The organism is Streptomyces sp. NPDC056222, assembly GCF_042264065.1.
Classification (GTDB): Bacteria; Actinomycetota; Actinomycetes; order Streptomycetales; family Streptomycetaceae; genus Streptomyces.
This window is the reverse complement of sequence record NZ_JBHJTL010000031.1, coordinates 52356-76170: the sequence shown is the minus strand read 5'-3', so window position 1 is coordinate 76170 and position 23815 is coordinate 52356. Positions and strand designations below refer to the sequence as shown.

19 protein-coding genes and 1 pseudogene are annotated in these 23815 nt (G+C 72.1%); 13 read left to right on the top strand and 7 right to left on the bottom strand.

What is annotated here, in order from left to right:
• The first annotated feature begins 107 nt into the window (after positions 1 to 107).
• From ACFC0D_RS17215 to sucD, 6 genes are all read left to right on the top strand, one after another.
• Positions 108 to 521, top strand: a complete 414-nt coding sequence (locus ACFC0D_RS17215; protein ID WP_376436038.1) for a hypothetical protein — start codon at positions 108 to 110, stop codon at positions 519 to 521.
• 110 nt (positions 522 to 631) lie between these two features.
• A complete protein-coding gene (locus ACFC0D_RS17210) occupies positions 632 to 1834 on the top strand; it encodes an AAA family ATPase (RefSeq protein WP_376436035.1) in 1203 nt (400 codons plus the stop codon).
• A 146-nt stretch (positions 1835 to 1980) separates the two neighbouring features.
• Positions 1981 to 4245 carry a DUF5682 family protein gene (locus tag ACFC0D_RS17205; protein WP_376436068.1) on the top strand — a complete coding sequence of 755 codons (2265 nt, stop codon included), beginning with the start codon at positions 1981 to 1983 and terminating at the stop codon, positions 4243 to 4245.
• On the top strand, positions 4242 to 5474 hold the full coding sequence (locus ACFC0D_RS17200; protein WP_376436032.1) for a VWA domain-containing protein: 1233 nt from the start codon (positions 4242 to 4244) through the stop codon (positions 5472 to 5474). The genes ACFC0D_RS17205 and ACFC0D_RS17200 overlap by 4 nt, the downstream gene beginning before the upstream one ends.
• Positions 5475 to 5869: 395 nt before the next feature.
• A complete protein-coding gene (sucC, locus tag ACFC0D_RS17195) occupies positions 5870 to 7048 on the top strand; it encodes an ADP-forming succinate--CoA ligase subunit beta (RefSeq protein ID WP_376436029.1) in 1179 nt (392 codons plus the stop codon).
• Positions 7049 to 7067: 19 nt separating this feature from the next.
• Positions 7068 to 7952, top strand: coding sequence for a succinate--CoA ligase subunit alpha (gene sucD / locus ACFC0D_RS17190; protein WP_376436026.1), 885 nt, complete (start codon positions 7068 to 7070; stop codon positions 7950 to 7952).
• Positions 7953 to 8059: 107 nt separating this feature from the next.
• Here the strand turns inward: sucD and ACFC0D_RS17185 are convergent, their stop codons facing one another.
• Both ACFC0D_RS17185 and ACFC0D_RS17180 read right to left on the bottom strand, forming a co-directional pair.
• Positions 8060 to 8920: a sigma factor-like helix-turn-helix DNA-binding protein gene (locus ACFC0D_RS17185; protein WP_376436065.1), complete on the bottom strand. Its 861-nt coding sequence runs from the start codon at positions 8918 to 8920 to the stop codon at positions 8060 to 8062.
• Between the two features lie 567 nt (positions 8921 to 9487).
• A pseudogene (locus tag ACFC0D_RS17180) lies at positions 9488 to 9688 on the bottom strand (helix-turn-helix transcriptional regulator); the annotation flags it as partial.
• Between the two features lie 119 nt (positions 9689 to 9807).
• Here ACFC0D_RS17180 and ACFC0D_RS17175 point away from each other — a divergent pair.
• A complete protein-coding gene (locus ACFC0D_RS17175; RefSeq protein WP_376436024.1) occupies positions 9808 to 11361 on the top strand; it encodes a DUF6350 family protein in 1554 nt (517 codons plus the stop codon).
• Between the two features lie 10 nt (positions 11362 to 11371).
• Here the strand turns inward: ACFC0D_RS17175 and ACFC0D_RS17170 are convergent, their stop codons facing one another.
• Positions 11372 to 12058 carry a hypothetical protein gene (locus ACFC0D_RS17170; protein ID WP_376436021.1) on the bottom strand — a complete coding sequence of 229 codons (687 nt, stop codon included), beginning with the start codon at positions 12056 to 12058 and terminating at the stop codon, positions 11372 to 11374.
• A gap of 243 nt (positions 12059 to 12301) precedes the next feature.
• Here ACFC0D_RS17170 and purN point away from each other — a divergent pair, with 243 nt between their 5' ends.
• Positions 12302 to 12916 (top strand): phosphoribosylglycinamide formyltransferase, encoded by a 615-nt coding sequence (gene purN / locus ACFC0D_RS17165; RefSeq protein WP_376436019.1) that lies wholly within the window; start codon positions 12302 to 12304, stop codon positions 12914 to 12916.
• Positions 12913 to 14475, top strand: coding sequence for a bifunctional phosphoribosylaminoimidazolecarboxamide formyltransferase/IMP cyclohydrolase (gene purH / locus ACFC0D_RS17160; RefSeq protein ID WP_376436017.1), 1563 nt, complete (start codon positions 12913 to 12915; stop codon positions 14473 to 14475). The genes purN and purH overlap by 4 nt, the downstream gene beginning before the upstream one ends.
• A 72-nt stretch (positions 14476 to 14547) precedes the next feature.
• On the opposite strand, the gene ACFC0D_RS17155 is transcribed toward purH, so the two are convergent.
• Genes ACFC0D_RS17155 through ACFC0D_RS17145 form a run of 3 tightly spaced genes read right to left on the bottom strand, consistent with a single transcriptional unit; the run spans position 14548 to position 17903 of the window.
• Positions 14548 to 15885 carry an ABC transporter permease gene (locus tag ACFC0D_RS17155; protein ID WP_376436014.1) on the bottom strand — a complete coding sequence of 446 codons (1338 nt, stop codon included), beginning with the start codon at positions 15883 to 15885 and terminating at the stop codon, positions 14548 to 14550.
• A complete protein-coding gene (locus ACFC0D_RS17150) occupies positions 15875 to 16564 on the bottom strand; it encodes an ABC transporter ATP-binding protein (protein WP_376436011.1) in 690 nt (229 codons plus the stop codon). Before ACFC0D_RS17150 ends, ACFC0D_RS17155 begins: the two co-directional genes overlap by 11 nt.
• The gene (locus tag ACFC0D_RS17145; RefSeq protein WP_376436009.1) at positions 16557 to 17903 is read right to left on the bottom strand and encodes a hypothetical protein; all 1347 of its coding nucleotides are present in this window, start codon (positions 17901 to 17903) and stop codon (positions 16557 to 16559) included. The genes ACFC0D_RS17150 and ACFC0D_RS17145 overlap by 8 nt, the downstream gene beginning before the upstream one ends.
• A 237-nt stretch (positions 17904 to 18140) precedes the next feature.
• Between ACFC0D_RS17145 and ACFC0D_RS17140 the strand changes: the two genes are divergently transcribed.
• Together ACFC0D_RS17140 and ACFC0D_RS17135 are read left to right on the top strand one after the other, a co-directional pair.
• Positions 18141 to 19298, top strand: a complete 1158-nt coding sequence (locus ACFC0D_RS17140; RefSeq protein ID WP_376436006.1) for an RNA-guided endonuclease InsQ/TnpB family protein — start codon at positions 18141 to 18143, stop codon at positions 19296 to 19298.
• 551 nt (positions 19299 to 19849) lie between these two features.
• A complete protein-coding gene (locus ACFC0D_RS17135) occupies positions 19850 to 21301 on the top strand; it encodes a DUF2079 domain-containing protein (protein WP_376436003.1) in 1452 nt (483 codons plus the stop codon).
• Positions 21302 to 21370: 69 nt separating this feature from the next.
• Here ACFC0D_RS17135 and ACFC0D_RS17130 read toward each other — a convergent pair whose 3' ends face one another.
• A complete protein-coding gene (locus ACFC0D_RS17130) occupies positions 21371 to 22003 on the bottom strand; it encodes a hypothetical protein (protein ID WP_376436000.1) in 633 nt (210 codons plus the stop codon).
• Positions 22004 to 22248: 245 nt separating this feature from the next.
• Between ACFC0D_RS17130 and ACFC0D_RS17125 the strand changes: the two genes are divergently transcribed.
• Together ACFC0D_RS17125 and ACFC0D_RS17120 are read left to right on the top strand one after the other, a co-directional pair.
• Complete coding sequence (locus tag ACFC0D_RS17125) at positions 22249 to 23109, top strand: bifunctional methylenetetrahydrofolate dehydrogenase/methenyltetrahydrofolate cyclohydrolase (protein WP_376435998.1); 861 nt, start codon at positions 22249 to 22251, stop codon at positions 23107 to 23109.
• 2 nt (positions 23110 to 23111) lie between these two features.
• Positions 23112 to 23690, top strand: a complete 579-nt coding sequence (locus tag ACFC0D_RS17120) for a DUF3017 domain-containing protein (RefSeq protein WP_376435995.1) — start codon at positions 23112 to 23114, stop codon at positions 23688 to 23690.
• Positions 23691 to 23815: the final 125 nt, after the last annotated feature.

Sequence of the window (23815 nt, the reverse complement as noted above, 5' to 3'; positions counted from 1 at the left end):
ACCTGCTGTTTCGCGCACTCGCGACCGACCGGGCAAGGTATTTGACTTTACCTTCCCTTTACGATTGTGTGCGGGGGACAACCACAGAACTCCCTGGGGGACACCTCGTGAAGCGCACCATCCGCACCGCCGCCTCGGTCCTCGCCGTCACCGGCCTCGCGTTCGGTCTCGGCGCCTGCTCGGCCGCGGACAAGGCCGCCGACCAGGTCGACAAGGCCGTCAACGAGACCTACGAGGTCACGTACGAGGTCACCGGCAAGAACATCGAGTCGATCGAGTTCCACGGTGGCAGCGGTTCGGCCATGGAGCCGAAGCTCGAGAAGGAGACCAAGCCGACCACGCCGTGGACGAAGACGGTGACGCTGAAGGGCATCATGCCGCCCGCCGTCATGCCGCTCTCGCTCGACCCGGCGGCCGGCCTCACCTGCAAGGTCATCCACAAGGGCAAGGTCATCAAGGAGGCGAAGGGCGAGCAGGCGATGGCCGGTGGCTGCGTCGCGGTCTCCCCGATCGCAGGCTGACTCCCGTACGAGCGTGCGGACTTAGCCTCCGACCTGCGGCGACGGCCGATTGTCAGTGGCATGGTGCACGGTGGATCACACATCAGGTCGAACGATCTGGAGGGGGATCCATGACCGTGCCCGAAACCATCGAGAGCGCCGTTCCCGGTGCCGGAAGCGACACCGGGACGGCCGCTCCGACCGCCACGGCATCCGGCGTCGCACCCGGCGGCGACACCGGCATCGAATCCGGCGCCGAGGCCCTGCGGCCGCACGCCGAACACGCCTTCGCGGACGAGCTCAAGGCGCTCGCCGCCGCCGACGACCGTCCCCGGCCCGTCCGTTGGCAGCTCTCGCCATGGGCCGTCGCCACCTATCTCCTGGGCGGCACGCTGCCGGACGGAACGGTGATCACACCGAAGTACGTCGGACCGCGCCGGATCGTCGAGGTCGCCGTCACCACCCTCGCCACCGACCGGGCACTGCTCCTGCTCGGCGTGCCCGGCACGGCCAAGACCTGGGTCTCCGAGCACCTCGCCGCCGCCGTCAGCGGCGACTCGACCCTGCTGGTGCAGGGCACGGCCGGGACGCCCGAGGAAGCGATCCGCTACGGCTGGAACTACGCCAAGCTGCTCGCCCACGGCCCCAGCCGGGACGCGCTCGTGCCCAGCCCCGTCATGCGCGCGATGTCCCAGGGCCTGACCGCCCGCGTCGAGGAGCTCACCCGCATCCCCGCGGACGTGCAGGACACGCTCATCACGATCCTGTCCGAGAAGACCCTGCCCGTGCCGGAGCTCGGCCAAGAGGTGCAGGCCGTAAGGGGCTTCAACCTCATCGCCACCGCCAACGACCGCGACCGCGGGGTCAACGACCTCTCCAGCGCGCTGCGCCGCCGCTTCAACACCGTCGTGCTGCCGCTGCCGGCCACCCCGGAGGCGGAGGTCGACATCGTCGCGCGCCGCGTCGACCAGATCGGCCGCTCCCTCGACCTGCCGGCCGTCCCCGAGGGGGTCGAGGAGATCCGCCGGATCGTCACCGTCTTCCGCGAACTGCGCGACGGGGTCACCACGGACGGCCGTACGAAGCTCAAGTCCCCTTCGGGGACGCTGTCGACGGCCGAGGCCATCTCCGTCGTCACCGGAGGCCTCGCCCTGGCCGCCCACTTCGGCGACGGCATCCTGCGCCCCGCGGATGTCGCGGCCGGCATCCTCGGCGCCGTCGTCCGTGACCCGGCCGCCGACCGCGTCATCTGGCAGGAGTACCTGGAGACGGTCGTCCGGGAGCGCGACGGGTGGAAGGACTTCTACCGCGCCTGCCGCGAGGTGAGCGCGTGACGACGCCCGCTGCGGTGACGACCGGGGACGCCCCCGTGGGCCGCGCGGCCCCACCGGGCAGGCCCGCGGCGACGGAGCGGCGCGCCACGGGCGCGGCCGCGCCGGTCGGCGGGCGACGCGACGGACAAGGGGACTCCGGGCCGCTGTTGCTCGGGGTCCGGCACCACGGCCCCGGGTCCGCGCGCGGAGTGCGCGGCGCGCTCGACGCGGCGCGGCCCGCGTGCGTGCTGATCGAGGGGCCGCCCGAGGCGGACGGGCTGCTCGCGCTCGCCGCCGACGAAGAGATGCGGCCACCGGTCGCGCTGCTCGCCCACGCCGTCGACGACCCGGGACGCGCCGCGTTCTGGCCCTTCGCCGAGTTCTCGCCCGAGTGGGTCGCGATCCGCTGGGCCCTGTCCCACGGCGCCGCCGTGCGCTTCATCGACCTTCCCGCCGCCCACAGCCTCGCCGCCGCCACCGCAGCCGCCGACGCCACCGACCCCACGGGCGACGAGACGGACGAGGGTCTGCGGATCGACCCGATCGGCGAGCTCGCCCGGACCGCCGGGTACGACGACCCCGAGCGCTGGTGGGAGGACGTGATCGAGCTCCGCGGCACCATCGCGCCCGCCGACCCCGCGGCTCCCTTCGCGGCGGTCGCCGAGGCCATGGGCGCCCTGCGCGAGGCACACGACGACGGCGGCCACGCCCGCGACCTGGTCCGCGAGGCGTACATGCGACTCCAGCTGCGCTCCGCCCGCAAGGAGTTCGGCGACTCCGTGGCCGTCGTCTGCGGCGCCTGGCACGTGCCCGCGCTGTCCCGGAAGACCACCGTCGGAGCCGACCGGGCCCTGCTCAAGGGCCTGCCCAAGGTGAAGACCGAGATGACGTGGGTGCCGTGGACCCACCGCAGGCTCGCCCGCCGCTCGGGGTACGGCGCCGGAATCGACGCGCCCGGCTGGTACGGACACCTCTTCGCCGCCCCCGACCGCCCGGTCGAACGCTGGATGACCAAGGTCGCGGGCCTCCTCAGGGAAGAGGACCGGATCGTGTCCTCCGCGCATGTCATCGAGGCCGTACGGCTCGCCGAGACCCTCGCCACGATGCGCGGCCGGCCGCTGGCGGGGCTCGGCGAGACCACCGACGCCGTACGGGCCGTCATGTGCGACGGCTCCGACGTTCCGCTCGACCTCGTCCGCGACCGTCTCGTCGTCGGCGACGTCCTCGGCGAGGTCCCCGCCGACGCCCCCGCCGTACCGCTCCAGCGCGACCTCGCCCGGCTCCAGCGCGGGCTGCGCCTCAAGCCGGAGGCGCAGGAGCGGGAGCTGGAGCTCGATCTGCGCAAGGAGAACGACGCCGCCCGCAGCAGAATGCTGCACCGGCTGCGACTGCTCGGCATCGGCTGGGGCGAGCCCGTCGCCGGCCGAGGCAGCACCGGCACCTTCCGGGAGAGCTGGCGGCTGCGCTGGGAGCCGGAGCTGCACGTCCGGGTCGCCGAGGCAGGAGTCTGGGGCACCACCGTCGACTCCGCCGCCACCGCCAAGGCCGAGGCCCGCGCCCTGGAGGCCACGACACTCGCCGAGGTCACCGCGCTCGCCGAGCAGTGCCTGCTCGCCGGACTCGGCGATGCCCTGACCGTCGTCATGACGGCCCTCGCCGACCGCGCCGCGCTCGACTCCGACGTCGGGCACCTCGCCCAGGCCCTGCCCGCGCTCGCCCGATCCCTGCGCTACGGAGACGTCCGCGCCACCGACACCGTCGCCCTCGGCGAGGTCGCCGCCGGGCTCGCCGAACGGATCTGCGTCGGCCTCCCCCCGGCGTGCGCCGGACTCGACGCCGACGCCGCCGCCGAGATGCGCGGCCATCTCGACGCGGTCCACGGAGCCCTCGGACTCCTCCCCGACAGCACGGAACGATCCGACCGCTGGACCGGAGTGCTCCGCAAGCTCGCCGATCGCGACACCGTGCCCGGGATCCTCCGGGGCCGCGCCGCCCGGCTGCTCCTCGACGAGGGGCGCCTCGACGAGGACGAGGCCGCACGGCTCATGGGCCTCGCGCTGTCGCCCGGGACGGCCCCCGCCGATGCCGCCGCCTGGATCGAGGGCTTCGTCGGCGGCGCCGCCGGAGGCGGCATGATCCTCGTCCACGACGAAAGGCTGCTCACCCTGGTCGACGACTGGCTGACCGGGGTCCCGGGCGACACCTTCACCGATGTACTGCCCTTGCTGCGGCGCACCTTCTCCGCGTACGAACCGGGCGTCCGGCGCACCCTGGGCGAGCTGGTCGCACGCGGCCCGTCCGCCACCGCGAGCCGACCGGAGGCCGGAACCCCCGGCTTCGCCGCGAGCCTCGACGAGGAGCGGGCCGACGGAGTGCTGCCGGTCCTGCGGCTGCTGCTGGGACACGACGAGCCGGAAGGGGCGGCCCGATGAACGGAACAGGAACCGCAAACGGAACCACTGACGGAAGGGGGAGCGGTACCGGCACACACGTAGGTGCCGGTGCCGACCCCCGAACCGGGAACGACGAGCGGCTGCGCCGCTGGCGCCTGGTCCTCGGCGGCGGCGAGGCGGACGGCACGGGATGCTCCCTCGCCGGCACCGACTCGGCGATGGACGGAGCACTGACCGCGCTCTACGGACGCGGCACGAAGAGCTCCACCGGACGCGACCGATCCGCCGGCCTCGGCGCCTCGGCCCCCTCCGTAGCCCGCTGGCTCGGTGACATCCGGACGTACTTCCCCAGCTCCGTCGTCCAGGTCATGCAGCGCGACGCCATCGAGCGGCTCGGCCTGTCCACCCTGCTCCTGGAGCCCGAGATGCTGGAGGCCGTCGAGGCCGACGTCCATCTCGTCGGCACGCTCCTCTCCCTCAACAAGGCCATGCCCGAGACGACCAAGGAGACCGCCCGCGCCGTCGTGCGCAAGGTCGTCGACGACCTCGAGAAGCGCCTCGCGACCCGCACCCGGGCCACACTCACCGGCGCGCTCGACCGCTCGGCACGGATCAGCCGCCCCCGGCACCGGGACATCGACTGGGACCGCACGATCCGCGCGAACCTCAAGAACTACCTCCCGGAGTACCGCACCGTCGTCCCGGAACGGCTCGTCGGCTACGGCCGGGCGGCGCAGTCGGTCAAGAAGGACGTCGTCCTCTGTATCGACCAGTCCGGCTCGATGGCGGCCTCCGTCGTCTACGCGTCGGTGTTCGGCGCGGTGCTCGCCTCGATGCGCTCGATCGCGACCCGGCTCGTCGTCTTCGACACGGCGGTCGTCGACCTCACCGACCAGCTCGACGACCCGGTCGACGTCCTCTTCGGCACCCAGCTCGGCGGCGGCACCGACATCAACCGCGCTCTGGCCTACTGCCAGTCGCAGATCACCCGGCCGGCCGACACCGTCGTCGTCCTCATCAGCGACCTCTACGAAGGGGGCATACGCGACGAGATGCTGAAGCGGGTCGCGGCGATGAAGGCGTCGGGCGTGCAGTTCGTCGCCCTGCTCGCGCTCTCCGACGAAGGCGCTCCCGCGTACGACCGCGAGCACGCGGCCGCCCTGGCCGCGCTCGGCGCCCCGGCCTTCGCCTGCACCCCGGACCTCTTCCCCGAGGTGATGGCGGCGGCGATCGAGAAGCGCCCCCTGCCGGTGCCGGACACGCCGTGACCGCTGCGGATTCCGTAGCCCCGTCGCCACCCGACCGGCCGTCTGCGGGCGCACTGAGGCCCATATCACAACCGGGCTCGCGACCCCCTCACCTGGCGTCCGGGCGCGTCGTGAGGTCCACAACGCCCTGTCCCCACCTGTGCCGTGGACCCCGAGGCCACCCTCGGGGCCCCCTACGGACCGCCCCCCTCCCCCTACGATCTGTGACCCGTATCACCGCTCCGTTGTGATCTGCGATTTAGGGACCCACGTCCCTCGGGGATAACCTGCGAGACGGACATGCCGCGTCCACGGACACCGTGAACGCCTCCCTTGTGACAGCGCAGTCACGTTGCCCTTCGCGGCACGCCCACGCAGACAACGAACCGCGATCATCAGAAAAGGGACGGACGCGCGTGGACCTGTTCGAGTACCAGGCGAGGGACCTCTTCGCCAAGCACGGTGTACCGGTGCTGGCCGGTGAAGTCATCGACACGCCTGAGGCGGCGCGCGAGGCCACCGAGCGTCTTGGCGGCAAGTCGGTCGTCAAGGCGCAGGTGAAGGTCGGCGGCCGCGGCAAGGCCGGCGGCGTGAAGCTGGCCGCCACCCCGGACGAGGCCGTCGCCCGCGCGACGGACATCCTCGGGATGGACATCAAGGGCCACACGGTCCACAAGGTGATGATCGCGGAGACCGCTCCGGAGATCCTCGAGGAGTACTACGTCTCGTACCTCCTCGACCGCACCAACCGCACCTTCCTCGCCATGGCGTCCGTCGCCGGTGGCATGGACATCGAGGAGGTCGCAGCGACGACCCCCGAGAAGCTGGCGAAGGTGCCGGTCGACTCCAACACCGGTGTCGACATCGAGAAGGCCCGCGAGATCGTGGCCCTGGCGCAGTTCCCGGCCGAGGTTGCCGAGAAGGTCGCCGAGGTCCTCGTGACCCTGTGGAAGACCTTCGTCGCCGAGGACGCGCTCCTCGTCGAGGTCAACCCGCTGGCCAAGGTCGCCTCCGGCGACATCCTGGCGCTGGACGGCAAGGTGTCTCTCGACGAGAACGCCGACTTCCGTCAGCCCGAGCACGAGGCGCTCGAGGACAAGGCCGCAGCCAACCCGCTCGAGGCTGCCGCCAAGGCCAAGAACCTCAACTACGTCAAGCTCGACGGCGAGGTCGGCATCATCGGCAACGGCGCCGGCCTGGTCATGTCGACCCTGGACGTCGTCGCGTACGCCGGTGAGAACCACGGCGGCGTGAAGCCGGCCAACTTCCTCGACATCGGCGGCGGCGCCTCCGCCGAGGTCATGGCGAACGGCCTGGAGATCATCCTGGGCGACCCGGACGTCAAGTCCGTGTTCGTCAACGTCTTCGGTGGCATCACCGCCTGTGACGAGGTCGCCAACGGCATCGTCCAGGCCCTGGAGCTCCTCGCCTCCAAGGGCGAAGAGGTCACCAAGCCGCTGGTCGTGCGCCTCGACGGCAACAACGCGGAGCTGGGTCGCAAGATCCTGTCGGACGCGAACCACCCGCTCGTGCAGCGTGTGGACACCATGGACGGCGCGGCCGACAAGGCCGCCGAGCTCGCGGCTGCGAAGTAAGGGACGAGGTCAGAACACCATGGCTATCTTCCTGACCAAGGACAGCAAGGTCATCGTCCAGGGCATGACCGGTGCCACGGGCATGAAGCACACCAAGCTCATGCTGGGCGACGGCACCAACATCGTCGGTGGCGTGAACCCGCGCAAGGCCGGCACGTCCGTCGACTTCGACGGCACCGAGGTCCCGGTCTTCGGCTCCGTCGCCGAGGCGATGGAGAAGACGGGCGCCAACGTCTCCGTCCTCTTCGTCCCGCCGGCCTTCGCCAAGGCCGCCGTGGTCGAGGCGATCGACGCCGAGATCCCGCTGGCCGTCGTCATCACCGAGGGCATCGCCGTCCACGACTCCGCCGCCTTCTGGGCGTACGCGCAGTCGAAGGGCAACAAGACCCGCATCATCGGCCCGAACTGCCCCGGTCTCATCACCCCGGGCCAGTCCAACGCCGGCATCATCCCGGGCGACATCACGAAGCCGGGCCGCATCGGCCTGGTCTCGAAGTCCGGCACGCTGACGTACCAGATGATGTACGAGCTCCGTGACATCGGCTTCTCGTCCGCCGTCGGCATCGGTGGCGACCCGGTCATCGGCACGACGCACATCGACGCCCTCGCGGCGTTCGAGGCCGACCCCGAGACCGACCTGATCGTCATGATCGGCGAGATCGGCGGCGACGCCGAGGAGCGTGCGGCGGACTTCATCGCGAAGAACGTCACCAAGCCGGTCGTCGGCTACGTCGCGGGCTTCACCGCGCCCGAGGGCAAGACCATGGGCCACGCCGGCGCCATCGTCTCCGGCTCCTCCGGCACCGCCCAGGCGAAGAAGGAGGCCCTCGAGGCCGCGGGCGTCAAGGTCGGCAAGACGCCGACCGAGACGGCCAAGCTGGCGCGCGCGATCCTCGCGGGCTGAAGCACCGTCTGAACCGCACAGGTGGGCCCCGCGCCTCCCGGGAAACCGGGAGGGGCGGGGCCCGCTCGCGTCTGCGCCGACGCCTCGGCGCCCACGGGCTCCTGCGGCTACTCGGGCTCGGGGATCAGCCGTTCCGGACCGTGGTGCGGCTGTGAGCGCAGCTTGTCGCGCAGCTGCTTGTCCTCCGAGGTGAGCTTCTGCGAGCCGCCGCGGACCGGAACGCCGTTGACGGTCTCGCCCGGGTGGTTCACCGGCAGGTACTGCGTCGGCGCGGTCGCGGCCGTGAAGGCCGTCACGCCGATGAGCGCCGCCGTCACACCGACCACCGCCCGTGTCCACAGCCGGGAGCGCCGCTCGCTGCCCGACCGTACGCTCTCGGCCTCCGCGAGCCTCGCCGTCGGCGCCTCGGTGGCCAGGGCACCCAGCCGCTCGTGCAGGGCGTCGGGGTCGGCGAGCTCGGGCACGCGCTGCCCGATGACCGTACGGGCGTGCAGCAGCCGGTTGGCGGCTGCGGGGGTGCTCGCCTCGGTCTCGGCCGCCGTCTCGGGCAGGTCGAGGCCGAGGCCGTCGTAGAGCAGGACGGTACGGCGGTACGGCGGCGGCAGTTCGAGCAGGGCCGCGAGCAGGGCCCGGCGCCCGGCCTCGATGGGCGGCGCGTCGGGGTGCTTGTGGGCGCGGCGGAAACGGTGCCAGGGGGAGAGCGCGTACTCGTACGCGGCGGCCCGCACCCAGCCGACGGGGTCGCGGTCCACCGCGACCTCGGGCCAGTTCTCCCAGGCCTGGTGGAAGGCGCGTTCGACGGACTCCTGGGAGAGCAGACGACGGCCGGTCAGCAGGTACGTCTGATGGACGAGACCGGGAGCCGCGTACGCGTAGAGCGCGTCGAAGGCCTCCTCGGCTGTGAGGGTGGGCTCCACCGGGGGTGTGGCCGGGGGCGCGGGTGGCTCGGGTGCGAGGAGGGTCTCCACCGGTTTCTGCCGCTCCTGGGGGTATCGGGTGGCGGGGGCGCCGGACCGGACGGGCCGGGAGGGCCTCCGTCCGAAGCCGAGGCCGGGTCCGGCGGGCGCCGGGGTCCTGGGAGGCTTGGCGGCCCGCTTGGCCGCGGCCTTGGGGCGGGTACTCGCCGGCGGCGCGGCGGGCGCCGCGGCGGGCTTGCCGGGCCTGGGAGTTTCTGAGGCCCGGGCGGGCGTGGCCCGCCGGTTGGCGCGGCCGCCGACGCCGGACCCCGTTCCCGGACCAGCCGTGTCGTCCCTGGACTCGGGCGACGCCTGGGGCCCCGTTCCCGGCCCGGACGCGGCCTCGGGTCGGGGTCCGGCCTCGGACGGGGCGGCGACCCCGTAGTCCGTACCCGGCACCGGCGCGGGCCTCGGTGGGGAGGCGGTATCGGCGCTCGTCCCCGGCCCGGGCTGGGGCGTCGAGCCGGCGTCGGCCTCGGGGGCGATTCCCGGCTCCGTCTCGCCTGCGGTCCGCACAGGGGTCGGTGTGGGTGACGCAAGTGGGGTGTTCGGGGGCGTGACAGCGCCCTCGGGGGCGCTCAGGAGCTTGGCGTACGCCTCTCGCTTTCGGCCGCGTGGCTCCGTGCGGCCGGTTTCCCAGGAACGGAGCGTGGTCCGTGTGACGCCCATCGCGTCGGCCACGTATTCCTCGCTCAGGCCCAGGGCCTCACGCAATCGGCGCCGCTCCTTCGGAGACGGCAGCGAGAGGGAATCGGCTGTATCCCGACTCGACGGACTCATGGGCGACTACCTCCCGCAGAGCTACTCCGGGCGGAAAAGTACATAAACGTATCTTGAGCGACACAACGGCGGTTTGCCTGTTACGCGTGAAAAGCGCGTGTCGTTGGGAGCATGGGCGCGTGACCCACCTGACCGAGCACACCCCCTTGTCGACGGCCGATCCACGGGTCCGGGGCGGCCGCTCCGCCGCGCTGGCGACCGCCGTCGGACGGGGCGGGGTCGCGGCCGGGCTCGGGCTCGGCGCGCTGGCCGTACTGGTCATGGCGGCATGGATCAGCTCGCCGTACCCCGACAGCGGGCCCGGCGAGGCCCTGCACACGGTCGCCGGGCTGTGGCTGCTCGCCCACGGAGTGGATCTCGTCCGCGCGGAGACCCTCACCGGGGTGCCCGCGCCCCTCGGTGTCACCCCGCTGCTGCTCATGGCCCTGCCGGGCTGGCTCGCGCACCGGGCCGCACGGGACACCCTGGAGTCGGCCGGGGGCGGGCCCAGGCTCTCCACGGGCGGCGCGATGACCGCGGTGTGCGGGGGATATCTGCTGGTCGCGGCCGGTGTCGTGGTCTACGCGGCGAGCGGTCCGCTCCCGGCGGACCCGCTGACCGCAGCCCTTTGGCTGCCCGTGACGGCCGCCGCCGCGGCGGGCCTGGGCGTCTGGACGGCCAACGGGCGGCCCCTGCCGGAACAGGAACACGCGACCGTGGCGCTGCGGGCGGCCGGGACGGCGCTCGTTGCTCTGTTCGGGGGAGGCGCGGCGCTGTTCGGGGTCTCGCTGGTCTGGCACGCGAGTGGGGCACAGCAGTCGTTCGCCGGGCTCGCGGGGGAGTGGACGGGGCAGGTCTCGGTCCTGCTCCTGGCCGCCACGCTGCTGCCGAACGCGGCCGTGTGGGGCGCGTCGTACGGTCTCGGGCCCGGGTTCGCGCTCGGCGCGGGTGCCTCGGCGACGCCGCTCGGCCTCACGGGAACCGCCGCCGTTCCGCCCTTCCCGCTGCTCGCCGCCCTGCCGGCGCAGGGCCCCGGCACCTGGCCGCACTGGGCCGCCGCCGTCGTCCCGCTCGTCGCGGTGCTGCTCCTGGGCGGGGCCGTGGGGCGTTCGGCGCGGACCTGGACGGGCCGGGAGGCGGCGCTGACGGCACTGGTCGCGACCTGGGCGTGCGGTGCGGCGGTGACGCTCCTCGCGGCGCTCGCGGGCGGCCCCCTCGGGGTGGGCCGGCTGTCGGCGTTCGGCCCGGTGTGGTGGCAGACGGGGGCGGCGGCGGTGCTGTGGTGCGCGGCGCTGGGAGTGCCGGCGGCCCTGGGTGTACGGGTCTGGATGCGGCGCGGCTCGAAGCCGGAGCGCGCGGTCGTGCCGGAGCCCGTACCGCTCGCGTCCGTCGCCGCCCCCGCGTGCGCACCCAAGCCCGTGGCCGTGCCGGCGTCCGTACCTGAGCCGCTCGCCGAGGAGGAGGACGACGAGGGCGGGTTCGAGCCGTACGGCTACCTCCCGGCGGCCTGGGAACAGACCCCGCCGCCCCCACCGCCGTCCCAGCCGGCCTCGGAGACGCCCATGGCCCCGGAGACGCCCATGGCCCCGGAGACGCCCATGGCCCCGGAGACGCCGATGGCGCCGGAGTCACCCCCGGCGCCGGAGCTGTCCCCGGCGCCGGAGGCGCACCATCCGGCGCCCCGCGAGGACTAGGCGGTCCTGTCTACTCCTGCACCCCGAAGACCTCGCGCAGCGGCTCCGGCAGCAGGTCGTTGCAGGCCAGCTGGCCGGACTTGGTCAGGGCGTCGTCGGCGCAGGTGTAGAAGTCGCGGTACACGAGCTGCATGGTGAAACCGCCCGCGACGATCAGCAGCGAGAGCACCGCCGCGACCAGGCCGCTGATGGCCGCCGTGCGCTGTGCGCGCGCCGGGAGGCCGGTGGCCGGGGTGGCCGGTGCCGGCGGCGTGGAGGGGTCCGAGGGCGGCGCCTTGGGCTTGGCGCGCAGCGCGCTGATCGCCCAGTACAGGGCGAGCGCGCCCAGGAGCAGCGCCAGCTCCCGGATCTCGAAGATGGCGAAGAAGAAGGCCCACATGCCCGCGAGCAGCGCGTACCGTGCCCGCCGCTGCGCGGGGTCCGTCGGGTCCCACTTCGGATTCGGCCCCTGGCCCTGCTCCAGGCCTCCCTGGCGGTCGGGGCGGCGGCCGAAGCCGTCGGAGGAGCGGCCCGGCTGGCGGCTGCTCCAGCGGCCTCGGGAGCCGCCCGAGCCCGAGCCGCCCGAGCCTCCGGAGCCGCCGGACGACGCGTCGTCGTCCGAGCCCTCCGGCCGCCGTGGCTGCCACGGCTGGTCCGGCTGCCCCTCGGGCGGCGGCGCGAACGGATTGTTGTCGTCCGTGGACTGGCGTTCCGGCATCTGCTGAACGTCTTCCCTCTGTCGTCGCAACTGCTGTCTCAACTGCTGTTTCAACTGCCGTGTCAACTGGTGTCTCTAGTGTCGTCGAACCCTGACGCTACCCCCCGGCCACGCCCCCGTCCCGTGGGGGCCGTCCGGTGTGCCGGTATCGTTGCTGACGGTCGGGCCCTTCGTAGGGTTCCCCGTATTCGGAGGCACGATTCCTTTGTGCGACCGTACAAACACCACGGAAAGAGTGACCGAGTGGCCGCCGCCCGCCTCGTCGTCCTGGTCTCCGGGTCCGGCACCAACCTCCAGGCCCTGCTCGACGCCATCGCCGCCGACCCCGAGGGGTACGGGGCGGAGATCGTCGCCGTCGGTGCGGACCGCGACCACATCGCCGGCCTGGAGCGCGCCGAGCGCGCCGGACTGCCCACCTTCGTGTGCAAGGTGAAGGACCACGCGACCCGCGAGGAGTGGGACCGCGCCCTGACCGAGGCCACCGCCGCGTACGAGCCCGACCTCGTGGTCTCGGCCGGCTTCATGAAGATCGTCGGCAAGGAGTTCCTCGCCCGCTTCGGCGGTCGGGTCGTCAACACCCACCCGGCGCTGCTGCCCAGCTTTCCCGGTGCCCATGGAGTGCGGGACGCACTCGCGTACGGCGCGAAGGTCACCGGATGCACCGTCCACCTCGTCGACGACGGCGTCGACACCGGCCCGATCATCGCCCAGGGCGTGGTCGAGGTCCGGGACGAGGACGATGAAGACGCTCTCCATGAGCGCATCAAGGAAGTCGAGCGCTCGCTGCTCGTCGAGGTCGTGGGGCGTCTGGCCCGGCACGGCTACCGCATTGAGGGACGAAAGGTAACAATCCCGTGACCGCCGAAGGTACGAAGCGCCCCATCCGCCGCGCACTCGTCAGCGTCTACGACAAGACCGGCCTTGAGGAGCTGGCCCGCGGCCTGCACGAGGCGGGTGTCTCCCTCGTCTCCACCGGCTCCACCGCCTCGAAGATCGCCGCGGCCGGCGTCCCGGTCACCAAGGTCGAGGAGCTCACCGGCTTCCCCGAGTGCCTGGACGGCCGCGTCAAGACGCTCCACCCGCGCGTGCACGCCGGCATCCTCGCCGACCTGCGCCTGGAGGACCACCGCAACCAGCTCGCCGAGCTGGGCGTCGAGCCCTTCGACCTGGTGATCGTGAACCTCTACCCGTTCAAGGAGACCGTCGCCTCCGGCGCCACTCCCGACGAGTGCGTCGAGCAGATCGACATCGGCGGCCCGTCGATGGTCCGCGCCGCCGCCAAGAACCACCCCTCCGTGGCCGTGGTCACGAGCCCGGCGCGGTACGCCGACGTCCTCGCGGCTGCCCAGGGCGGCGGCTTCGACCTGACCACGCGCAAGCGCCTGGCGGCCGAGGCCTTCCAGCACACCGCCGCGTACGACGTGGCCGTGGCCTCCTGGTTCGCCGACGACTACGCCGCCGCCGACGACTCCGGCTTCCCCGACTTCCTGGGCGCCACCTACGAGCGCTCCAACGTGCTGCGCTACGGCGAGAACCCGCACCAGGGCGCCGCGCTCTACGTCGACGGCACCGGCGGCCTGGCCGACGCCGAGCAGCTGCACGGCAAGGAGATGTCGTACAACAACTACACGGACACCGACGCCGCGCGCCGGGCCGCGTACGACCACACCGAGCCCTGCGTCGCGATCATCAAGCACGCCAACCCGTGCGGCATCGCCGTCGGCGCGGACGTCGCCGAGGCGCACCGCAAGGCGCACGCCTGCGACCCGCTCTCCGCGTTCGGCGGCGTGATCGCCGTCAACCGTCCGGTCTCCGTCGCGATGGCCGAGCAGGTCGCCGAGATCTTCACCGAGGTCGTCGTCGCCCCCGGCTACGAGGACGGTGCCGTCGAGATCCTCGCGAAGAAGAAGAACATCCGCGTCCTGCGGGCCGAGGGCGCCCCGGCCAACCCGGTCGAGGTCAAGCCGATCGACGGCGGCGCGCTCCTGCAGGTCACGGACCGTCTCCAGGCCGAGGGCGACGACCCGGCGAACTGGACCCTGGCGACGGGCGACGCCCTGTCCGCCGACGAGCTGGCCGAGCTCGCCTTCGCCTGGAAGGCCTGCCGCGCGGTCAAGTCCAACGCGATCCTGCTCTCCAAGGACGGCGCCTCGGTCGGCGTCGGCATGGGCCAGGTCAACCGCGTCGACTCCGCGAAGCTCGCGGTCGAGCGCGCGGGCGAGGAGCGGGCGCGCGGCTCGTACGCCGCGTCGGACGCGTTCTTCCCGTTCCCGGACGGCCTGGAGATCCTCACGGCGGCCGGCGTCAAGGCGGTCGTGCAGCCGGGTGGATCGGTGCGGGACGAGCAGGTCGTCGAGGCCGCGAAGAAGGCGGGCGTGACGATGTACTTCACGGGCACGCGCCACTTCTTCCACTGATACTCCTTCCACTGATACGAGGACGGCGCCCCCTGTGGCAGGGGGCGCCGTCTTTTCCGTCGTACGGGAACCTCAGCCGCGCAGGGTCTCCGCGGGCGCGATGCGGGACGCCGCGAGCGCCGGGTACACCCCGGCCACCATGCCCACCGCGAGGCCGAGCAGTGGCCCGGCGGCGGTGAGCCGGGGGTCGAGGACCACCAGCCAGCCCTTCGCCAGCGCCGTACCCGCCGTCACATCCACCCCGACGGCCGTCCCCAGCACTCCGCCCACCAGCCCCAAGAGCCCGCACTCCACGAGGAATTGGGCGGAGACCGCCGCCCGGCCGGCGCCGACCGCACGGCGCAGTCCGATCTCGGAGCGGCGCTCGACCACGGAGACGTACGTGGTGTTGCTGACGCCGAGCGCGCCGATCAGCAGGGACACCCCGGCCAGCCCGAGGAACAGGGCCCGCGTCTCGCTCTCCACCCCGCCGCGGAAGGTCCCGAGATCGGCCGGGACGATGGCCGCGAGCCGGTCGGGGCCCTCCGGGTGGAGCGCCAGCGGGGCCTCCAGGCCGACCTGCTGGGCGGCGCCCAGTTCGGTGCGCAGGACCGCCTCGGTTGCGCCGAAGACCAAGTGATCGCTCCCGGCTGCCTGTTGGGGGCGGTTCAGGACTCCGCCGTCCGTCGCGCAGGAGGTGTACGGGACGATCACGCTGCCGGTCAGCCGGGCCTCCCCGGCCGGGGCCCGGAAGGTGCCGATCACGGTGAAGGGCCGGCCGGCGAGATGGACCGAGGGGGCCGCCTCCGGGGTCTGTTCGAGGAGCGCGTCCAGGCCGAGCGCCTTGGCGGCCACCGTGTCCACCAGCGCCACCGCGTCGCCGCGTGCCATGTGCCCCGCGTCCGGCAGCCGCCCGGAACGGGCGGTGACACCGAGGGCCGCGAGGGCGCCCTCGTCGGCGGCCAGGACGCGCAGCTCCTGTGGTGTCGCCCAGTCGTATCCGGGGCCGAGGGCCGAGACCGTCGGGCGTTCGTCGGCGGTGCAGAGCAGCCCGGCCGACCGTACGCCGTTCAGTTTCCGCGCCCGTACCGCCGCCGCGGTCGTCGGCCGCGCCGCCTCGTTGTGGAAGCGGACGGTCACGGCGGTCGCCTTCAGCGCGTCGAAGCGGCCGGACACGGCGTCCGCGGCGCTCGCCGTGATGCCGGTGGTCGCCAGCGCGGCGGCGATGCCGAGCGCTATGCCGAGGACCGTCAGGACGGAGCGCAGCCGGCGCCCGAGGACGGCATGCACCGCCTGGACGACGATGTCCGTGAACGCGGTCCCGGTCCGCTCCCGCTTCCTCCTGCCGGTCCGCTCCTGATTCCCGGTGCGCTCCCGCTTCCTCCTGCCGGTCCGCTTCTGCTCCTGCTTTCCGGGCCGCTCAGACCACATGTCCGTCCACGACCCTCAGTTCGCGGTCGGCCCGCTCCGCCACGTCCCGCTCGTGGGTCACGACGACGACCGTGCGTTCCGGGGTGACGAGTCCCCGCAGCAAGGTCATCACCTGGTCGGTGTTGGCCGAGTCCAGGTTCCCGGTCGGCTCGTCGCAGAGCAGCACCGACGGCTCGTGCACGACTGCCCTGGCCAGGGCGACCCGCTGCCGTTCGCCGCCGGAGAGCGTCGTGGGGCGCGCCGAGATCCGGTGGCCGAGCCCGACCGACCGCAGCGCCCGCTCGGCGCGCTCCCGGCGGTCGGCGCGCGGGTGGCGCGTATGCACCAGCGGCAGCTGCACATTGCGCAGACAGTTCAGGTACGGCACCAGATGGAACGACTGGAAGACGAACCCGAGCCGGGTCGCCCGCAGCCGGGTCCGCTCCCGCTCGCCGAGCGTGCGGACGTCGACGCCGTCCATGGCGTAGGTGCCGCCCGTGGCGGTGTCGAGGAGGCCCAGGATGTTGAGGAGGGTCGACTTGCCGGAGCCGGAGGGCCCGGTGACGGCGACCATCTCGCCGGTACGGATCTCCAGCGTCGCGTCCCTGAGCGCGGTCACCGGCGTGACGGCCGGATAGGTCTTGGAGACTCCGCGCATCGAGATCACCACCCGCTGCCCGGGTACGGATCCGTCAGCCAAGGCCCGCCTCCCGGTACGCGTACCCGACGAGCAGCTGGGCGCCCTTCGCGAGCGCGGGGTCGTCGCCGGTGACCGCCGCGCGGCCGCGGACCGTGAGACCGACGTCGACCGGTACGTGCCGGCGCCGGTCGCCCTGGACGACGGTGACCGAGACGAGCCCGGCCGGGTCGGTCCAGAGCGCGGAGACGGGCACGATCAGGGAGTCGGGCGAGCTGCTGCGGCGGACCGCCTCGACCTTCACCGGGCTGCCGAGCGCCGTGTCCGGCACCGCTCCGGTGACATCGAAGTACGCGTGGCGGGGGCTTCCGGTCGACACCCTCTCGTACGAGCTCCGGAGCACGGCCCCGCCGAGCCGGTCGCCGGTGACCTTCGCGCGCGTGCCCTGGGGGAGGGAGGTGAAGTCGGGCAGGGCCGTGTCCGACACCGGGACCTTGATCTGCCAGCGGCCACCGGTCACGGTGAAGAGGGGCTCCGAGGCGTTCACGCCGACCCGGCCGGAGACCTCGCCGACCGTCGCCGGGAGCGAGCCCATGAAGACGACCTCGGCCATGGGGAGGGTGACGACGGTCCGGGTACGGGGCGGCGGGGTCCCGGCGGTCCCGTCGGACCCGCCCGATCCCTCCGAGCCGGAGCTCGCAGCGGTGCCGCCTCCGGTCCCGCCGACGAGCCCACCGTCCGCCCCGCTCCCGCCCGTCCTGCCGCCCGTCCCGCCCGTGCCGTCGGCGGATCCACCCTCGGCCCCCGGCAGAGGCCGGTATCCCGCGCTCCGGTACAGCCGCTTCAGGTCCCGGGCCGTGCGGTCGTCGAACGTGCCGGTGGCGGGGGTTCCGTACAGCTGCCCCAATGCCTGCTGGAGTTGGCGCACATCAGGGCCCTGCATTCCCTCGCCGAGATCGCGATAGGCCGGGAACGCCCCTTCGAGAAGGAACAGCGGACGGCCGGAGACCTCCGCCCCGAGCGACCCGTTGGCGAGCTTCCCGCCCGGTTTCAGGGAGAGCCGGGTCACGACCTGCCGGGCCGCGCCCTCGCTCGACTCGGGGCCGCGCACGACCAGGTTGCTGCTGCGGGTCAGCGTGCCCTCCCAGGTCCTGCGGTCGACAAGGGGGCCCGCCTCCGCGGGCACGGTGACGCCGGAGCGCGGCGGGGCGGCGGCCGAGGCGGCGCGCTGTTCGGGCGTACGGGCCTCGGAGGCGGCGAGCCAGGCGCCGCCGCTCGCCGCCAGCGCGACGACGACTCCGGCCGTGGCCGCGACCCGGCCCCAGCGGCGCCGCGGGCCGGGGACCACCTCGCCGCCGACGGAACCCTCGTCCGAGGCGCGGCTCCCGCCGCTGATCTCCACCTCAGGACTCCAGCATCTTCTGGGCTTTCTTCTGAGCCTCGGTCAGGATTTCCTGATAGGCGACGAGGTCGGCCTCGTTCTTGACCGATCCTCCTCAGGGCGCAAGCCCCGTCCTTCAGGGCGGGGTTAGCCCGGTACCGGGGCCGCAGGCGAAGCAGCAGCCTCGGTTTACCTATTGTCAACCTGTAGTGGTAACGTCCACGGAGTTGATCAACGACCGTGCCGGGGAGGTGAGTTATGAAGCTGCGCTACAACGAGCGGATCTATCCGACCGGCGAGCAGCAGCTCATGCTCGCCCGCACCTTCGGGTGCGCCCGTGTGGTCTACAACGACGGGCTGCGCCTGCGCCGGGAGGCGTGGAGAAACGGCGAGCCCTACATCTCGGACGTGAGCCTTCAGAAGATGGTCATCACGGCCGGGAAGAAGACACCCGAGCGGGAGTGGCTGAAGGAAGTCTCTTCGGTCTCCCTCGTGCAGTCGTTGCAGGACCTGCATACCGCGTACCGGAACTTCTTCGCCTCCCGGCGTGGGCTGCGGCAGGGCCCGAAGGTCGCCCCGCCTCGCATGAAGAAAAAGTCGGGCCGCCAGTCGGTGCGGTTCACCCGCAACGGGTTCATCCTGCGGGAGAACGGACGGCTGTTCATCGCGAAGGTCGGAGACATCGCCGTTCGCTGGTCGCGGCCTCTGCCGTCGGAGCCCAGCTCGGTCACGGTCATCAAGGACGCGGCGGGAAGGTACTTCGCCTCGTTCGTGGTGGAGACCGAGACCGAGCCTCTGCCCGAGCTGGATATGGAGGAGACCGAGACCGGTATCGACCTGGGCCTGTCCACGTACGCGGTACTGCGGGGCCGGAAGATCACCACGCCGAAGTTCTTCCGCCGTCAGGAGAAGAAGCTCAAGCGTGCGCAGCGGAAGCTGTCGCGCTGCGAGAAGGGATCTGTGAACCGGCGGAAGGCCAAGCTGGCTGTAGCGAAAGTCCATGCGCGTATCGCGGATCAGCGGCGCGACTTCATCGAGCAGGAAACCACCCGGATAGTCCGCGAGAGCCAAGCGGTCTACGTGGAGGACCTGAACGTGAAGGGTATGGGCACCCGCAAGGGCAGGCGCGCCAAGAGTGTGCACGATCAGTCGTTGGGCATGTTCGCCCGCGTCCTCGAAGCCAAATGCGTGAGGTACGGGCGCATCTTCGTCAAGGTCGGCCGCTGGTTCCCCTCCACCCAGCTTTGTTCCGCACCGGGCTGCGGTGCGCTCACCGGACCCAAGGGCCTGGAAGGGCTGAAGGTCCGGCGCTGGACCTGCTCTTGCGGAGCCGTCCATGACCGCGACGAGAACGCGGAACGCAACCTACGCGCCGAAGGGCGCAGAATCTTCGCGGCGGGACTCGCCGAGAAGTAAAACGCCTGTGGAGCCCGGGTAAGACCCTCCCTAGCGGGGGCGTTGGGCGATGAAGCAGGAACCACCCACGGAGGCCCGCTAGGGCCGACCTGGAACCCCGGCCCTTCAGGGCCGGGAGGATGTCAGCATGTGCTCTTCCTTTCACGTGCCGTGAGTGGGAGAAACCGGTCTTGCCGTTGTGCCGGTCGAGGAAGCTTGCACAGCGATTGCGGCCGTCGGACGGAATCTTTTCTGCTCCGCAGGACGAGTTCGGGCCAGCGTCGTGGAGACGTGGCTGAAATATCGCAGCGTGATCGCATGATTCCGCTGGTGACGAATCTGTGATCGCGTAGATGCGCCCCATGCTGCCAGTGGGAATCGCAGACAGGTGGGGGAGGTGTGGTAGTGGAGTGGCGAATTCCAACTCCGGTAGATATGACGCGCGTCACACTCTCTTGATCCTTCCTTCCGGGTTTCCCCTTCCGTGCGGGTTTGACCGGTTATTCCGTCGGTCGCGCCCTCTCTGGTCTAATGGGTTGCTCTTTTGTCGGCGGCTGCTAGGTGGGGGCGCGGTGTTGGATGTACAGAACGGGGCGGCGGCGGAGACGTCCGCCCCGGAGACCGGCGCCGGACCGCCGGACGACAGTCCCTCCGAAGCGCCCCTGCGGCCGTACGTCCTCGTGGCGGCCGTGCTCTGCGCGCTGTACTTCCTCTACTCCTGGGTGCAGTACGAGCAGTTCCGTACGCCCTCCTGGGACCTCGGGATCTTCAACCAGTCCGTCAGGGCCTACGCCGAGTTCCGGGCGCCGGTCGTCGACATCAAGGGCCCGGGCTTCCTCATACTCGGGGACCACTTCAGTCCGGTCACCGCACTTCTCGCGCCGCTGTACTGGATCTGGTCCTCCCCGCTCGCCCTTCTCTTCGCGCAGGCCGCGCTCTTCGCCGCCTCCGCCGTCGTCGTCGGCCGCACCGCGCAGCAGGTGCTCGGCAGCCGCGCGGCCGGCCTCGGCCTCACCGTGGCCTACGGCCTGTCCTGGGGCCTCCAGGAAGCGGTCAAGTCCGACTTCCACGAGATCGCGTTCGCCGTCCCGCTCCTCGCGCTGACCTGCCGGGCCCTGCTCCTGGGGCGCTGGACCGCCGCCGTCGCCTGGTCCGTCCCCCTCGTCCTGGTCAAGGAGGACATGGGGCTCACCGTCGCCATGGTCGGCGCGGTCCTCTTCGTGCGGGGGCAGAAGCGCCTCGGTGCCGCCGTGGCCGCCTTCGGCACCGCCTTCTTCGCCCTGACGGTCCTGGTCCTGATCCCCGCGGCGAGCCGGGTCGGCCAGTACGACTACTGGGCCAAGATCGAGAAGTCGAACGAAGGGGCCGACGTCTCCTTCGCGCACGCCGTGCTCTCGTCGCTCGGCTCCGACGTCAAGTGGGAGATGCTCTTCTTCCTCGTCGGCATCACCGGCTTCCTCGCCCTGCGCTCCCCGCTGATGCTGCTCGTGCTGCCGACGCTCGGCTGGCGCTTCCTCTCCCAGGATCCGAACCACTGGGGGATGATCTGGCACTACAGCGCCATCCTGATGCCGGTCGTCTTCCTCGCGCTCGTCGACGCCGTGCGCGCCGTCCGCACCTCGCCGCGCGGCTGGCTCGTCGCGTACGGGAAGGTCGCCGTCCCCGTCGTCACGGCCGTCTCGATCGTGATCGCCCTGGAGCTCCCGCTGCGGGAGCTGCTCCGCTCCGAGACGTACGCCACGGACAGCCGGACGCTGGACGCGAGGCGTGCGGTGGACGCGGTCCCGGAGGGGGCGAGCGTGGAGACCAACGTGACGCTGATGGCCCACCTCACGGCGGACCGCACCGTCTACTGGGTGGGCGGCGCGAAGGGCGTCAGCCCCGACTACCTCGCCCTCGACCTCGACTCGGGCTGGTCGCAGCCGGTGACGGACCCGGTCCAGCTGGCGGCGTCGCTGCATCCGGAGGCGCGGTACGAGGTGGCGACGCGGGCGGGACAGTTCGCGGTGCTGCGCCGCGTGTGACGTATCTGGCGTGTACGTACGCGAAGGGGCCCGGTTCCTGGTGGAACCGGGCCCCTTCGCGTGAGTGGATCAGTACTGCGCCGTGTTGCGCTTGAACCAGGCCGCGCCTTCGGTCTTGGCGAGGAAGACGATGATCAGGACGCCCATCGCGAGGCTGACCAGGGCGAACGGGTTCATGCCGATCAGGTTGACGACACTGCCCAGGGTCACGAGGGAGCCGTAGACGATGCCGGAGATGCGGATGCCGTTTCCACCGGACTTGATCTTCGCGGCCATGACGATGGCCCACACGCCGAACGCCAGGCCGATGACGCCGAAGACGACCATCATCACGGCGAGGGCGTCGACGGCGTCCTGGCCCTGGGCGTCCAGCTCGCCGGAGCTGGCCATCTGCTCGGCGAACCAGCTGCTGGCCACCATGGCGAGAACGCCGAAGAGGGCCTGCAGGATGCCGAGGATCCAGAGCATCACGCGCACGGCCTTCACCCCGCCCGGCATCTCCATGGCCGCGCCCGGGTAACCGCCCACGCCGTACGGCTGCTGGACCGGCGGCGCCTGCGGGTAGCCGTACTGCTGCGGGGGCACACCCTGCGGAGCCTGCTGCGGGTAGCCGTAGCCGGGCTGCTGGCCCTGCGGCTGACCGTATCCGGGCTGCTGTCCCTGCGGCTGGCCGTAGGGGTTGTTCGGTTCGCCGAAGCTCATCGCGGGTTTCCTCCGTGGGTTGTGCGGGGACGACGCGGCCCGCGCGGAGGTACTTCTCACAGCTTTTGAGTGATTTGCCCCCCGGCACTGCCCGCGGCACTGCGCGGTCATCGTCGTCGTAGCATCGACTTTTTGTCCAGTCGGAATGCCGGGAGTTGTGCAAGTGCAACCTCTCCGTTCGCTCGGCGCGGGGCGGCGTACGGCCGAATTGGAACAAGCGAGGGGTCATCCGGGAGGATGGGGCCATGAGCGCCCAGATTCTCGATGGCAAGGCCACCGCAGCCGCGATCAAGTCCGACCTGACCGCCCGTGTGGCGGCCCTCGAGGAGAAGGGCGTCACGCCCGGCCTCGGCACGATCCTGGTCGGCGACGACCCGGGCAGCCAGAAGTACGTCGCGGGCAAGCACCGCGACTGCGCGCAGGTCGGCATCGCCTCCATCCAGCGTGAGCTGCCCGCCACCGCCACCCAGGACGAGATCGAGGCGGTCGTACGCGAGCTCAACGAGGACCCGGCGTGCACCGGGTACATCGTCCAACTCCCGCTCCCCAAGGGCATCGACGAGAACCGCATCCTGGAGCTGATGGACCCGGCCAAGGACGCCGACGGTCTGCACCCGATGAACCTCGGCCGTCTCGTGCTGAACGAGCCGGCGCCGCTGCCCTGCACCCCGTACGGCATCATCCAGCTGCTGCGCGAGCACGGCGTGGAGATCAACGGCGCGGAGGTCGTGGTCGTGGGGCGCGGTGTCACCATCGGGCGCCCGATGCCGCTGCTGCTGACCCGGCGCTCGGAGAACGCGACGGTGACGCAGTGCCACACCGGTACGCGTGACCTGGCGGCGCATCTGCGGCGGGCCGACATCATCGTCGCCGCGGCCGGTGTACCGCACCTGATCAAGGCCGAGGACGTGAAGCCGGGCGCCGCCGTGCTCGACGTCGGTGTCTCGCGCAACGGCGAGGGCAAGATCCTCGGCGATGTCGACCCCGGTGTCTCCGAGGTCGCGGCCTGGATCTCGCCGAACCCCGGCGGTGTGGGCCCGATGACCCGTGCGCAGCTCCTGGTCAACGTCGTCGAGGCCGCGGAGCGCGCGGCCGCGGCGCTCTGACGATGACCTCGCGCGTGAGCGCCAAGGGCGCCGCGGGCGCCGAGGACCCGGGCGAGGACGTGGACGCGGGCCGGATCGAGGGCTGGACGGAGGGCGAGGTGCCGGACGCCTCCGCCGAGTCCGCAGCCCCCGTCGAGGACCCCGCCGAGCCGTCCGCCAAGGACGCCTCCGCGACCGCCCCCGGGCGGTCGCGGCGTCCGCCCGCCATGACGACGGACACCGCGCGGCCCGAGGGCGGCGGTCGGGCCGCTCCCGTCGGGGCGCCCGCGCCGGCGCGGCAGTGGCCGCTGCTGACCGTGCTCGGGCTGACCGCGCTGGGACTGTTCATCGTCGGGACGGATTTCTTCGCGCAGTCGTTCCGGGTCGGCACGATGCTCGTCGGCGTCGCGCTGCTCACCGGCGCGGGGCTGCGGCGCGCGCTGCCGTCCGTCGGGATGCTCGCCGTACGGTCGCGGTTCACCGACATGGTCACGTACGGGGTCATGGGCGGGCTCATCGTGCTGCTGGCGCTCATGGTGCAGCCGAACCCCTGGCTCAGGATCCCGTTCCTGGAGGATGTCCTCCACCTCACGGTCACCTAGCCCCCGACGGAACGGCGGCGCCCGTCCTCTCCCCCGAGGGAGGACGGGCGCCGCCTGCGTTCGAGCGTCATGTACGTGCCAATGTGGTTCAAGGTTCGTCAGCGCCTTGTGGCACGGAAGTGACC